Source organism: Streptomyces sp. AC1-42W (assembly GCF_003248355.1).
In the GTDB taxonomy this organism is placed as follows: domain Bacteria; phylum Actinomycetota; class Actinomycetes; order Streptomycetales; family Streptomycetaceae; genus Streptomyces.
This window is the reverse complement of sequence record NZ_QKWY01000001.1, coordinates 1,577,276-1,589,969: the sequence shown is the minus strand read 5'-3', so window position 1 is coordinate 1,589,969 and position 12,694 is coordinate 1,577,276. Positions and strand designations below refer to the sequence as shown.

Genomic DNA, 12,694 nt, shown 5'->3' with positions numbered 1-12,694 from the left:
CTCACATACCCAGCCGGGCGAGGGCGTTGGCCCAGGCCTCGGAACAGTGCCGGGCGCTCTCACCCTTGGCCTGGGCGGCGGCAAACAGGCGCTGCATGTGGGCGTCGGTCAGGCACCCGCACCGGCCGTGCGTGGACAGCACAGCGAGGAAGGTGCGGTACACGGTCGCGTGCACGGCGGTCGCGGCTGCGGTGATCTGCTGCTCGGCCATGGTGATGCCGCGCTCCAGGAAGGCGGGTGTGCGGTGGCGGCACTCCCCGCCCCCGGTCGGTACGGGCACGGTGACGGGCCGGACCGGAGACGGCTTCGAGGCGACCAAGGCCCGCACCGCATCGGGCAGGATGGCCGTGGTGCCGGTACCGGGTCCGAGCCAGCGGGCATAGGACATCGTGGACTTGATGTCGGCCCCAGGCCGGACGGCGTTCGCGGACTGCATGGCGCCCTGGTAGATCCAGTGCTCACCCCGTGTGGTGGACACGGTGCGGGTGGCGGGGAGCGTGGCGCGAGCCCAGGCGAGGGCGTCGGCGTCGTCCAGGTCGACCACGGTCAGGCCGGCACCGCCGGGGTGGTAGGCCACCGCCCCAGCCTGCCGCCACGCCGACGCCCATCCCGGCCCGGCCAGGGTGGTGGGGTCGGTGGTGGCGGCGGCCCACGCGTGGCAGGGGCGGGGGCAGGCGCAGGGGCCGGGCGTCTTCATGTTCGGCCGGCCGCCGCACCTGCTGTACAGGCAGTGAGGGCAGTTCGCGAACGGGACCTTCCCTGCGCGCAGCGGCAGCACCGGCAGGCCGCGCGTGGCGAGGTCCATGGCGGTGGCCAGGTGGGTGGACTGGTGGCCGAGGGCTCGCCCGGCGAGGGTGGGTTGGGTCATGCTGGGTGTCTCCAGTTCTGTGAGAAGTGCTGGTGGACGAGAGCGGCCCCGGATCTTGGTAGGACGGGGGCCGCTCTCGTTGTTTTGTCAGGGGTTGATGGCGGGTGGGGTGGGGAGTGTGGCGCGGAGGTAGGCGATGGTCTGGCCGGGGGTTTTGCGGGAGGGGTAGAAGCGGGGGGCGGTGCAGGCGGGGATGGCGGCGGCGATCTGGGCGGCGAGGTGCTGGGTGATGCCGTCGCGGGCGATCAGCCGGATTTCGACCGGTTCCGTCTCCGGGGCGTGGGTGCGGCGGGCGGGTGTGCGGGGCACGGGACTCTCCTGATCTCTGGTGGTGCGGAGGGGGTTCAGTGGGTGGTGGGGAGGAGGGGCCAGGCGGGGTTGACGGTGGCGGTGGGGTCGGTGCGTCGTAGGTGTCGTTCCAGGCCGAGGGCCTGTGCGGCGGCCCATGACTGCTGGCGGGCGTGAAGGGTTGCCAGGTCGAGGGCGGCGAGCTGGGGGCGGACGCGGAGCAGTCGCCAGGCCAGGCGGGCCACGGCGAGCGCGTCTTCCACTGCCTGGTTGGGGCCGTCGTGGCGGACCTGGTAGTGCTCGCACAGTGCGGGGAGGGTGCGTCGGCCGGGCCGGTAGCGGTTGATCTGCTTGTCGATCACGGCGGGGTCGATGACCGGTGCTACCTCGGTGGGGAAGGCGGCGGCGTGGCGGGCGGTGTCTCCGCCGGGAAGTTTTGGCCCCACCCCGCCGAGTTGTGTTGGCTCCGCCAGGTGTTCGACCGGCGGGCTGGAGGTGGTCCGCGCACAAGCGCAGCCAGCGAGAAGAGGCCGTCCGGGCCCCGGGTGAACGGTCGCCTGACCGTTCGAGGGGGTGGGGCCACTCGGTCCGTTCCCCTGGGGCCAACGAACCCCGTTCAAGACACGGGCGGCTTCCCGGGCGAGGACGGTCAGGGCGTACGGGGCCCGGAAGACGATCAGGGGCTGTCCGGCTGTCAGGGCCTGGCTGACCTGGGTGACGATTTCGGCGACCGCGTCGGCGGGGGGCCGGCCGTTCTTGACGGCGTGGTCGGTGGTGATGCCGTGGACGGCGGCGGCCTCGGCGGGAATGTCGATGCCGGGGTCGACCAGCCACGTACGGGCGGACGGTTCGCTGGCGGCTTGGATGGAGACGAGGGCGGCGGACACGATGCGGGCGGATTCCGGGTCGATGCCGGTGGTTTCCAGGTCCAGGGCGGTCATCGGCCCGTTGGACCATGCGGGCGTCTCAGGGGCAGTCATGGGGCTCTCCAGTAGTGGAATTTCATGGGTGAACAGGGATGGCCCTGCTCATTGCTGGTTGGTGGTCTTGGCCCAGATGCCGCGGGTGGTGGCGTGGACGGTGTGCTGGTCCTGGTGGACGGGGCCCTGGTAGTGGTGGTGGTGCTCGGTGTGCGCGTCGGCCCTGGCGCGGCCGGCGGAGCGCAGCAGCGATCCGGCGGCGAGGATCAGGGCGACGGGTCCGGCCGCGCCCACGGTGAGGGTGACGGGGTCGACCTGGCCGAGGGTGTAGAGGACGAGGGAGGTCGCGCCGCCGACGGAGAGCGAGGCGATGCTTCCGGAGAGCATCAGGGCGCTGGCGTCCGTGGCGCGCTGGCTCATGGGCGGGCGTCCCGGCTGGGCGACCGGGGGCGTGGCCCCGTACGCGGGCAGTGGGGTGGTGTCGTGGAAGGCGGTGGGCTGGTAGGCGTTGGTGATGATCCGCTTGGCTTCGGCGGCGGCTTCGGCGTCGGTCATCGGGAGCGGGTGGGCGGGGTGGTTGGCGGAGGGAGTCTGGCGGGGGCGGGGAGAGTCCATGGGGTGCCTTCGCGGGTGTGTGCGGGCCGCCTCCGGGCGTGGGGCGGTCCTGTGCGGCGGGGTGTGAATCGGGTGTGCGGGCCGGTGTGCGGGCCGATTCACACCCCGCGTGACGTGGGGATTTGCGCTGTGCGGCTGTGCGGGGTGTGCGGAGGTGTGCGAGGCCGTCAGACGCCCGCGAGGGTTGCGATGAGGCGGTAGACGCCCTGCTCGCCGGTCGCGGCCAGGCGGCCTTCCTCGGACAGGCGCTTCATCTCCTTGGAGACCCAGGAGCGGTCGCGGCCGATCTGGCTCAGGTAGGGGTAGAGGTCCTTCACGGCGACGGTGCCGGGGCCGACGGAGGCGAGCATGCGCACCATCTCGTCAAGGAGTTCACGGGCCTGCTCGGTCGACGGCTTCGAGTCGGGCAGTGCGGACGTCCCGCCGGCGGGCGGGAGTTCGGCCGTCGCGTCCAGCTCGGCGTCCTCGGTGTCGACGAGCGCGGCGACCTCCTGGGCCGATGCCTGTTCCTCGGCCACCTCGGCCGGGGCCGGGGCGGCGGCCGGGAGCGGGGCCCCGGCCGCGCGCTCGCGACGGCCGGTGAACATCTGGCCCGCGACCTTCTCGGCGGCGGCCGCGGTCACCGGGTCCAGTCCGGCGCGGACACTGGCGAACTGCTCGACGACGTAGCGGGCCATCCGCTCGTAGGTGCCCTCGGCCGGGGGCCCGGTCCAGAACGTCCTCGCGGGGTTGGCGTACAGGTCTTCGTCGACGCCGGAACTCACCAGGTAGACGTAGCCCTTGCGCTTGTTTCCCCACGCGGCGGGGTTGGCGCCCGCGTCCAGGACCTCCTCGGGGAGCGCGAACCCGGCGTCATCTCCCTTGACCCCGAAACACATCGCCGCCGGAAGCGAGGCGCGGGTGTCGGTGGAGAGCTGGTAGCCGGAGGCGCGCTGCATGGAGACGACCAGGGAGACCCCGGCCGACCGGGCTTCCTGGGCGATGCCGGTGAACACGTCGTCGCCCAGCTCCCGCAGGAGCTTGGCCGCTTCCTCGAACCATGCGAGCAGGTAGGGCATGCCGGGGCACCCGCAGGCGCCGGACGCTGCGCAGGAGTGCGCGGGGCTGGTCTGCTTCTTGGCGGCCGCGGGTTCCCAGGCCCGGTATCCGTGGTCCCGCAGCCAGGTGGTGCGGGCGGGGATGACGGCCTGGACGGCGGCGACCATCGCCCCGGCCGCCGGGGTGTCGAGAGCGGCCCAGTCCATCCCCGGGACCAGAGGCTGGAAGTCCTGCCCGGCCTTGGCCGCGTCGGCGAGCCACACGGCCACGTCGGTGCGGGTCAGGATCTCCAGCAGGATGTCCAGGGCGCCCTCGGTCTTGCCGGAGCCGGTCATCCCCATGACGAGCAGGTGGATCGCGTCGAGCAGCGGCAGCAGCAGGTCGCTGCCGTCGTCGTAGACGCCCAGCCGCAGCGGCACGGCGACCGACTCCCCGGGTGCGAACGGGCCGGGCCAGATGGTCGGGGTCCTGAGCATGTCCTCGGGCACGATGACGAACTGGCCCTTCCTGGCGCTGTCGGGGTCGTGCTGGACGCGGATCGCGGTGGTCGGCACGTCGAGCGCGGACGCGATCCGGGGGATGGCCTTGGCCACGTCGTCGTTGGTCAGCTCACCGGCGGGCAGCTCGTACGGCACGGTCACCCGGTTCGGCTCGACCTTGACGTTCCTCAGCTTGGTGCGGGCGAGCCCGACCTTTTCCAGCAGCCCCTTGTCGGAGTCGGATGCGGAGGTGTCGCTGTCGTTGAAGCGCATGACCTTGCGGATGTTCCAGGACAGCGCGAGCGACGCGCCGCCCATCAGGTAGAGGTCCGGGAGCGGGCCGGACAGCGGGCCGGACAGGGCGGCTGCGGTCACCCAGCCCGCCCCGGCCGCCACGGTGATCGCGGAGTGGAGACGGCGCTGCGGGCCGGTCGCCTTGCCCGCCCACCACGTCGCGGCCGTCAGCCCGACCGACGCGAGGGTCAGCCCGACTCCCGCCCACGGGGAGCCGCCCCACATAGTGTTCGCCCCGACACCGACGAGGCCCGTCCCCCCGGTGACGATCCACGGCGCGGCGTACGGCTTGGCCTGGGCCACCAGCCAGCCGCCTCTGCCGGAGGCGGAGGCGCGGTGTGCTCCTCCGTGGAGCAGCAGCTCGTCGCCGGTCTGTTCAGCGGTACGTGTTCTGCGTGCCATGTCGGTGCCGCCTCTCAGAACTTGAACGGGTTGGTGGTCGCCGTGCGCTGCGGGCGCGGGCTCATCAGGTCGGCGTACTCGCGGGTGAACGCGCCGTACGCGCCGACGGCCGACTTCGCGGCGGCGGTAGCCCCGTCGGCGGCCTTCTTGAGCTTCCGGCTCACCGATCGCGCTCTCATGCGGCCCTGGATCAGGTTGTCGCCGGGCAGCGTCTGCGCCTGGGAGAGGCGGGCCTCCAAAATCTTGCTCGCCATCGCCAGCTCGATCGCGGCCTGGATCATCAGCGCACGGACGTGGTTGCAGTAGTTCCGCACGTCGTCGGTGTTGTCGAACGTCGGCTCACCGAGCACGAAGTGCGACCCGCCACCGCTGGGCGCGGGCGCCGCCGCAGGGGCGTTCTTGGTGTTGTTGACCGTGACGTTGATCGGCGGGACGAATCCGCCGGCCGCAGCCCCGACGAAGTTGCCGGCGGCGGTGGCCGCCCCGGCCGCGAACTTGGCGCCCTTCCCGCTGGGGGCCTGGCCACCGCCATTTCTGCGCGGCGGGGGAGTGAAGGGGCGGGCAGCCTGCTGACGAGCGAAACCGCGGGCCTGCTGACTGGGGCTGCTTGCCATGACGTGCTCCTTTTCAGGCGGAGAGACAGAGAGCCGCGACGACGAGCGCGGCGATATGGGCGGTCTGATCGACGTGCGCGGCACCGCCGGCAGCGGCCCAGTCCTTCTGGCGGGCCAGGCGCATCCAGGCGGCCACCGGCCAGCGCCGGTCGATCACCGCGTGCGTGCCACCGATCCACACCAGAGCCGCCGTCGCGGACATGAGCGGAAGCCGCCAGCCGAGCACGGCCGCGCCCAGGGCGAGCAGCAGCCCGCAGACGACGACGTGCGTCATCGCATGCGCGAGGTTCGCCCGCCAACCGGCCAGGCCGGGTGCGGCCTTGTGCTGGGCTTGGTGGTCGCTCTGGAGCGGGTAGTCGGAGATCAGATGGCCGAGGTAGAGGAGGAACGCGAGGTCAGCGAACACGGCACTGCCCTCCGGCGGCATGGGTGGGGACCACGGAGAGATGACGTCCGGCGGCGGTGATCAGGGCGTCGTGGGCCTCCAGCGCGCGGCGCCGGAGCGCTTCCAGGGATTCCGTGTCCTGCGGGTTGCGCATGGCGTAGGTGGCCTGCACCGCGATGCGGGCGGCTTCCTGGGCGGTGGGGGCGAGGAGCTGGACGCGGGCAGACGGGGCGGTGATCGCGCCGCGGGTGCGATGCGCTTCGTCGCGCAGGGCTTGGACGCGTTCGTCGTCGGTGCCGGTCAGGCGGGCCTCGCCCAGCTTCCACATGGCCCGGCGGTGATCGGAGAGGGCGACCGCGAGGTCGATGACGGCGTTGACGCAGTCACGGCGCCGGTCGTCACCGCGAGTGGCGTTGCGGGCGGTGTGGGCGATGCGGGCCTGAACGAACCCGGCGACCAGGGTTCCGGCGAGGGTTCCGAGCACGGCGATGAGGGTCTGTTCCACCGATGCCTCCAGAAGGTGGGTGGGTCAGCAAGGGGAGTCGGCGCAGGTCACGCACGTGCCGAGGGAGCGCGGGATGCAGTACCCGGCGTCCCGTCGGCAGGCCGGGCACAGGCGCCGGGCCCGCATGGCCTTGGCCAGCGCGGCGGTACGGGCCGGAGTCATCGGCCGCACAGGCTTGGCCTGGTCGATGCGGTAGAGGTACGCGACCAGCGGTTCGCGTCGGCGACGCGGCCGGCAGACGACGGCGGCGACGTCCTGGCCGCCCGGCCGCAGTCCCATGGCGCGGAGCTGGCGGCGGGTGGCCAGGCCCTCGGGGGCCAGGTGCCACCGGTATTCGGGGAGGGTGGCCATCAGGCGGCCACCACCAGGTCGTGCGGGGCCGGGCGGGCGAGATGGAGCAGCCGCGTCTCGGCGCAGGGCATGGTGGCCGCGGCCCAGTCGTCCGCGATGAAGTCGCGGCCGATGTAGCGGGTGTAGGCGGGCGGGATGGCCTCGGTGAGTTCTTCGTGCGTGCTGGTCCAGGTGATGCCCATGGCGTGCTGCATCTCGGCGACGGTGCCCTTGCCGCCGCCCTTGCCGTACGCGGCGATGTACGGGCCGTCGCGCCACACGCCGTGGCGCCAGCCGCGCACCGGGCCCCGGTGCGGCTTGTGCACGGCCACCGGCGGCGACCAGTAGGGCCCGAGTTCGAAGTAGCGGTGACGGATCACCGAAAGCCCGAACATCTCCCCGCACAACAGCAGGTCCTTGCGCAGCCGGGCGCCCTGCACGTTCTCGATGACGTACGGGACGCCGTACCACTCGCACACCTCCCTCACCTGCGGGATGAGATCGATGTGGTTGCGGCGGCCGCGGTTGGTTCCCTTGGTCAGCGCGCAGGACGCCTGGCAGGGCGGGGAGTAGTGGACCAGGTCGAATTCCTGGCACCACTCCCGCGCCGCCTCCAGCGCGTCGGCCTGGACGAACGTGAACGGGTAGGCGGGGCGGGGGACGATGTCCACGCCGGTCACGTCGAACCCAGCCTGGTAGTAGCCCATCGACGCCCCGCCCGCGCAGCAGAACAGATCCAGCACACGCGGCCGGCGCATCACACCAGGGGCGCTTCGCCTGCGTTGGGCGGGCAGGGTGTTCACCGGGTGCCGCCGAGGGGGACCGGCCGGATGCGCCAGGGGATCTCGGCGGCCGGCGAGTTGGACGGGCAGCAGGTGGTGGACGCGGTCCATCCGTCCCGGGGGGCGCCCTCGGCCTCGGCGGCGATCTCCGCTGCGTCTCGGGTGACGTGCACGCTGTGCAGGTCCCCGAAGCGGTAGAGGACGTAGACGCGGTCGGTCCGGCTGGACTGCTTGCGCGCGGTCCGCAGCAGCATCCGCAGGACCTGCCGGTCCTCGGTGTCCAGCAGCGACTGAGCCCGCAACGCCTCCAGCTCCCCCTGGAGCCGGGCCGCGTTCTCGTTCGCGCGGGCCAGCGCGTCCCGCAGGCTCTCCACCGTGGTCTCGGCGCGTGCCGCGGCGGTGTTGGCGAGGTCGCGTTCCAGCTCGTGCTGCTCATCCTTGGCGCGGGCGGCCTTGGTGACGGCTTCGGCCTTGGCGAGGTCGGCGCGCAGGGCGTTAAGGGCGCGGGTGCGAATCAGCGCGATCATGCGGAGACTCCTTCGAGAGCGGCAGGGTGGGCGTCGCGCAGTTCCTGGTAGCGGGTGGACACCCAGCCGACCGACCAGCCGCACAGTTCCGCCGCGTTGCGCACAGGCAGGCCCGAGAAGTGGGCGGCGGTGACGATCTGCCGGGCGCGGTCCTCGGGCAGCTTGGTGTTCACCGGGCCGCCGGACAGCAGCGCTGCGCGTTCACGGGCCTCACGCTCCGCCCGCTCCTCACGCTGCCGGCGCTCGGTCTGCTCGCGCTCCAGCCGCTCGCGCTCGCGGCGCTGGACGGCTTCGCGTTCGAGGCGTTCACGCTCAGCGCGCTGCTGTTCACGCTCGCGTTCACGGCGTTCACGAGCCTCGCGCTCAGCACGCTCGCGGGCCTCGGCCCGCTCACGCTCCTCACGCCGCACCGCCTCTGCACGGGCGGTCTGTTCACGGGCCAGCACGGCTTCGTGCTCGCGCTGCTCGCGGGCCAGCTGGGCGGCGTGCTCGCGCTCCTCGCGGGCCCGCCGCTCCTGCGCCTCGCGGCGCTCGGCGGCGGCCCGTTCGCGCTCGGCGCGTTCGGCCTTCAGTTGGGCTTCGCGGGCCTGCTGGGCGGCGGTGATGGCCTGCCGGTAGGCGAGACCGGTCTCCGCCGTGACGATCAGAAGCAGGGGTGCGACCGCGTGCACGGCCACACCGACCAGCTCTTTTCGCAGCGCGGAGTCCGCGATGTTCAGGGCGAGGGTCATCGCTCCGGTCATCCACCGCAGCGCGATGGGCCAGCGCCCGCCGTGCCCGCCCAGCCGGGCCAGAACCGAGTCGAGCCGCACGACGATGACGACCGCCGCGTCCACAACGAGAGGCAGGATCGGGGCGGTCCAGCCCCAGCCCTCGGGGGTGTGCTGCTTCATCAGCGGCGTGACCGTCAGAACCGAGAACAGCATCGCGCCGCCCACGATCAGCCACGTCCCCACCGACAGCGCCTTCTCCGCTGAACGGATCTGAACATCGTTCACGACGCCACCTCCGCAGCCCGCGCGGGAGCCGCGACGGGAGCGAAGCAGACCAGACGCACACGCACCCCCATGAACGCGGTATACGCCTTGAGCACGTGAGTGGTGCCCCCACCCTGAACGCCGTGAACAACACTGTCGGGGGCGATCCCCAGAGCCTGCCGCCACGCCTCGAACCCGGCCAGGTTGTCGTGCGAGACCAGCTCCAGCTCGTCCGGGACGATGGTGGAGATCTGGCAGTCCACGGACGGCAGGTCAGGGAAGCGAGCCGTCAGAGTGGCCAGCGCGGTGACCGGCGCGGCCAGAGCCCCCAGCGTCGGCGCCCTCACGCGGCACCGCCCGGCTGCACCATGACGGTGCGGTTGCTCAGGTCACGGCGAGCGGCCATGACCCGCTTCCGGGCCCGGCGCACACGCCGGACGTCCAGCTCGCCGGCGGGGCGGTCGATGGTCGTGATCTGCGCGTCCAACAGCTCGACCTCCGCCAGGATGAGAGGCATCTCGTGCTCGATCGCGTCAAGCTCGGCGGCCGGCGGCTCGAAGTCGAGCGACTCGGCCGTAACAAGGCCCTCAAGGGCAGCGATGGGGATCATGGGTCGTTGGCTCCTAACCGATGGGACGGCCCAAACAGCACCCCCGGAGTAGGCGCTCCGGGGGTGCTGGCCGTTGGGTGAAAGGCCACCCGAGGGGTGGCGGTGCCCCGGGCCGGATTCGATCCAGCGGCATCTCGCCGGGTCCGGGGCGGGGGTGGTTAGCGGCCGGAGCCGCCGGAGGAACGACGATTGGCCTCGCTGACCTTCTTCGACAGCTCCTCGCGTTCCTGGTCTGTCAGACTGCTGATCACAGGTGCCTCCTACTCAGGTGCCTGTATCGCGGCACCCCGGTTGCCCCCGGGGTGCCGCCGCGGTTCCGGACCCTCCGGTTCCCCTCAGCCCCGCCCGTACAGCACCGCACGCGGCGGGCCGGACGGACGAGGGAGGCAACCGGCCCCAGCACAGCGGCTGCGGCGGTCAGATGACGCGATGGGCGCAGTCGTGCCTGCCGGTCCAGCAGGCACGGCGCCCAGAGTCTTCGTCGCTTCACGTCGGCCTCCAACGGCGCGGACATGGCGTACGGGTAGTTCACGATCTTTGCCCTTGTCTCACCGCACGAACGGGTCTCACTAGCCCTCAACAGGCCGGGATGAAGGTGCTTGCTACCTCGTGCGGCAGGGCCTGCGGCTTGTCGCAGATGCCTGTCATTCATCACGCTGTTCAGTTCTCAACGACCAGGGCTTCCTTCGGGCTCACTCCCGATAACCGGGACCCTCCGGGCGCTCTCGTGCAGGTCGAAGCAGCCCAAAACAGGGCCCTTCTTCTCGCCTTCACCGCTTTCCGTGAAGGCGTGCTCACCATAAGCAACTTGCCTAAGCAGGTCAAGATTGTTAGGCATCCTGAGTAGGGTGGGCAGGTGGCTTAGCATGGTGGGATGAACCTCGACCCGGACGATCCGCGACCGCCATATCAGCAGGTCAGCAGTGTTTTGAGGGCAGCGATTCTCACGAAGAGGGAGGGCTTCGCGCCTGGCGACAAATTGCCGTCTGGCCCCGAGCTGGCGAGGCGCTACTCAGTAGCGCGGGGGACCGTCGACAAGGCCCTGGACCTGCTTCGCGGTGAGGGCCTGATCATCACTCGCCAGGGAAGCGGGTCGTTCGTGCGTGAGCGCACGGAGCGCCCCGTCGGGCTTCGGCCTCACATCGAGACAGCGTTCGCTCAGCCTCACGTCACGATCGACTTCGCCGGCTTCTCCAGCGAGACCCTGCACACCGCCATGCAGGAGCCCCTGGACAAGATTCGCTCAGGCCGCCTCGCACCGAAGTCGATCTCAGTACGTCTGCTTCTGCCCGACACGACCGCACCCATGGCTGTGCCGGTGTTGGTCGACGGGCTCGCCGACGACGTTGCATTGCGCGACCGAGCCCGGGACATCGCCCTGACGAACGCCGGCGGCATCCGTCACTCCGTGGAGGTGCTGGCCGAATACGGGCTGGTGGACTCCGCCAAGGTGGAAGTTCGGGTCCACAAGGCATCCAGCCTGTTCAAGCTCTACATCCTTAACCGGTCCGAGGCGTTCTTCGGCTTCTACCCACTGCGCGAACGCACGCTGGAAGTTGCCGGGGAGTCGCGCAACTTCTTCGACGTGACAGGCAAGGACACGACTCTCTTCCACCACTCGGCGGGGCCGGATGACGAGTCGCTGGGTTCGCTGTATCTCCAGCAGGCGCAACTCTGGTTCGAGAGCGTCTGGAACACCATCTCCAGTGAGAGGCAGCCGTGAAGACTCTTACTGACGCGCTGCGATCGGCTGACCACGTCTTCCTCGACTTCGACGGCCCGGTCTGCTCTGTGTTCGCGGGCCTTCGCGCGCCAACCGTGGCAGCACGGTTGCGGGACGTTCTGGCGGAAGTGCTTGGGTATCCCCTCCCGGACGACTGGGCCAAGGAGGACGATCCTCTCGCCCTTCTGCGACGAGTCGATGACACCCGACCTGAGCTGACGGCCGTGACGGATTCAGCGCTTGCCGACTTGGAGCTGGACGCCGTTGCGCTAGCCGAAGCGACGGAGGGCGGGGAGTCCACGATTCACGCCTGCCAAGCGTCCGGACGGGCCGTCTGGATCGTCAGCAACAACGCGAGCGTGGCAATACACGCCTACCTGAGCAGGCGAGGGCTCACCGACGCAGTTGCCGGCGTGTTTGGGCGCGTGCCCGCTGAGCCCGCGCTGATGAAGCCTCACCCAAGGCTTCTGCATGACGCCATGCACGCCGCCGCGGCTGACCCGGCCTCGTGCATCTTCGTCGGCGACGCTGCCCGAGATGTTCTGGCGGGGGAGGCGGCGGGGGTCGACACCATCGGGTACGCGAACAAGCCCGGGAAGAAGGACGTGCTTCAAGACGCTGGCGCCGTAGCGGTCGTTGAGTCGATGAAAGCCATCGCCGATGCCCTGTTTCCCCCAGGCGTGCCGCACGGCCCCCCTGAAGCGGAATAGCACCACGTCAGCGGGTGCGAGTGGAGCCCTGCTGCCAAGCTGATTGCCTCTGCCATGGAGACGGCCCGCATGGCAGAGGCGCGCCCGGAACTTCTCGCTGCCAGCTCCCACCTCTTGGCCCTTGGCACTGTTCCCGCCGACAACCCCGACAGATAGCCCCAGCTTGCTACTGAGGACTGCACGCCTGCGGGGTGTGGCCACGCCCAGCATGTACAACGGGAACCGGTGCTTCCGGTGAATACGCGGGGAGACTCCAGTCGACGCCCACTACTGAGGCGAGAAAGGCCAGGTCAGAGCCTTGGCCCTCGCGAACCGCACGTGTCTCTTCTAAGCACTTGGCCGCAGGTTCGAGTCCTGCCGGGGGCGCACATTTATGCAGGTCAGAGGCTATTTAAGCCCTCCGCAAGATCACTTGCGGAGGGCTTTTTCGTTGCCCGGGGGAACGTTTTGCCCCGCTTTACCCCCTAGTTTTGAGCCGCCCGTCCCACATACATCCCCCGCTTCAGGGGACATTCCACGGTCAGCCTCCAGTCGCGAGAGAGTAATACCCGGTCAGAGCCATTCTGATGGCCCATCGGGGACACACAGAGCGAGCGTCAAAGCGGCGCCTGCCCTGTTCGTGACTGC

General features: G+C 70.7%; 16 protein-coding genes and 1 pseudogene. 3 read left to right on the top strand and 14 right to left on the bottom strand.

From position 1 onward, the window contains the following. Nucleotide 1 precedes the first annotated feature (1 nt). The 14 genes from DNK56_RS07240 to DNK56_RS07170 all read right to left on the bottom strand — a co-directional run bounded on the left by DNK56_RS07240 (nt 2) and on the right by DNK56_RS07170 (nt 9,634). Nucleotides 2-868 carry a bifunctional DNA primase/polymerase gene (locus tag DNK56_RS07240; RefSeq protein WP_111331552.1) on the bottom strand — a complete coding sequence of 289 codons (867 nt, stop codon included), beginning with the start codon at nt 866-868 and terminating at the stop codon, nt 2-4. Between the two features lie 87 nt (nt 869-955). Then, nucleotides 956-1,177 (bottom strand): hypothetical protein, encoded by a 222-nt coding sequence (locus DNK56_RS07235; protein ID WP_111331550.1) that lies wholly within the window; start codon nt 1,175-1,177, stop codon nt 956-958. Between the two features lie 35 nt (nt 1,178-1,212). Continuing rightward, nucleotides 1,213-2,136 (bottom strand): exonuclease domain-containing protein, encoded by a 924-nt coding sequence (locus DNK56_RS35815; RefSeq protein WP_241989796.1) that lies wholly within the window; start codon nt 2,134-2,136, stop codon nt 1,213-1,215. A gap of 48 nt (nt 2,137-2,184) precedes the next feature. Continuing rightward, complete coding sequence (locus DNK56_RS07220; protein WP_241989795.1) at nt 2,185-2,691, bottom strand: hypothetical protein; 507 nt, start codon at nt 2,689-2,691, stop codon at nt 2,185-2,187. A gap of 167 nt (nt 2,692-2,858) precedes the next feature. Next, complete coding sequence (gene traB / locus DNK56_RS07215) at nt 2,859-4,904, bottom strand: plasmid transfer protein TraB (RefSeq protein WP_241989794.1); 2,046 nt, start codon at nt 4,902-4,904, stop codon at nt 2,859-2,861. A gap of 14 nt (nt 4,905-4,918) precedes the next feature. Then, nucleotides 4,919-5,518, bottom strand: coding sequence for a plasmid transfer protein TraA (gene traA / locus DNK56_RS07210; RefSeq protein ID WP_111331548.1), 600 nt, complete (start codon nt 5,516-5,518; stop codon nt 4,919-4,921). A 13-nt stretch (nt 5,519-5,531) separates the two neighbouring features. Beyond that, entirely contained in the window at nt 5,532-5,924 is a 393-nt protein-coding gene (locus DNK56_RS07205) for a DUF3307 domain-containing protein (protein ID WP_111331546.1), read from the bottom strand. Continuing rightward, nucleotides 5,914-6,408: a pRL2-23 gene (locus DNK56_RS07200; protein ID WP_111331544.1), complete on the bottom strand. Its 495-nt coding sequence runs from the start codon at nt 6,406-6,408 to the stop codon at nt 5,914-5,916. Before DNK56_RS07200 ends, DNK56_RS07205 begins: the two co-directional genes overlap by 11 nt. 24 nt (nt 6,409-6,432) lie before the next feature. Further along, nucleotides 6,433-6,759: an RRQRL motif-containing zinc-binding protein gene (locus DNK56_RS07195; RefSeq protein WP_111331542.1), complete on the bottom strand. Its 327-nt coding sequence runs from the start codon at nt 6,757-6,759 to the stop codon at nt 6,433-6,435. After that, nucleotides 6,759-7,496 (bottom strand): DNA cytosine methyltransferase, encoded by a 738-nt coding sequence (locus DNK56_RS07190; RefSeq protein ID WP_111331540.1) that lies wholly within the window; start codon nt 7,494-7,496, stop codon nt 6,759-6,761. The genes DNK56_RS07195 and DNK56_RS07190 overlap by 1 nt, the downstream gene beginning before the upstream one ends. Before the next feature lie 41 nt (nt 7,497-7,537). After that, nucleotides 7,538-8,047 carry a hypothetical protein gene (locus DNK56_RS07185; RefSeq protein WP_111331538.1) on the bottom strand — a complete coding sequence of 170 codons (510 nt, stop codon included), beginning with the start codon at nt 8,045-8,047 and terminating at the stop codon, nt 7,538-7,540. Further along, entirely contained in the window at nt 8,044-9,045 is a 1,002-nt protein-coding gene (locus tag DNK56_RS07180) for a DUF2637 domain-containing protein (RefSeq protein WP_111331536.1), read from the bottom strand. The genes DNK56_RS07185 and DNK56_RS07180 overlap by 4 nt, the downstream gene beginning before the upstream one ends. Then, nucleotides 9,042-9,371 carry a hypothetical protein gene (locus tag DNK56_RS07175; protein ID WP_111331534.1) on the bottom strand — a complete coding sequence of 110 codons (330 nt, stop codon included), beginning with the start codon at nt 9,369-9,371 and terminating at the stop codon, nt 9,042-9,044. Before DNK56_RS07175 ends, DNK56_RS07180 begins: the two co-directional genes overlap by 4 nt. Then, nucleotides 9,368-9,634, bottom strand: a complete 267-nt coding sequence (locus tag DNK56_RS07170) for a DUF6284 family protein (RefSeq protein ID WP_111331532.1) — start codon at nt 9,632-9,634, stop codon at nt 9,368-9,370. The genes DNK56_RS07175 and DNK56_RS07170 overlap by 4 nt, the downstream gene beginning before the upstream one ends. An 874-nt stretch (nt 9,635-10,508) precedes the next feature. Here DNK56_RS07170 and DNK56_RS07165 point away from each other — a divergent pair. From DNK56_RS07165 to DNK56_RS36660, 3 genes and pseudogenes are all read left to right on the top strand, one after another. Continuing rightward, entirely contained in the window at nt 10,509-11,357 is an 849-nt protein-coding gene (locus tag DNK56_RS07165) for a GntR family transcriptional regulator (RefSeq protein ID WP_111331530.1), read from the top strand. Then, the gene (locus DNK56_RS07160; RefSeq protein ID WP_111331528.1) at nt 11,354-12,067 is read left to right on the top strand and encodes an HAD family hydrolase; all 714 of its coding nucleotides are present in this window, start codon (nt 11,354-11,356) and stop codon (nt 12,065-12,067) included. The genes DNK56_RS07165 and DNK56_RS07160 overlap by 4 nt, the downstream gene beginning before the upstream one ends. A gap of 27 nt (nt 12,068-12,094) precedes the next feature. Next, nucleotides 12,095-12,223 (top strand): annotated as a pseudogene (locus tag DNK56_RS36660) (SAM-dependent methyltransferase); the annotation flags it as partial. Nucleotides 12,224-12,694: the final 471 nt, after the last annotated feature.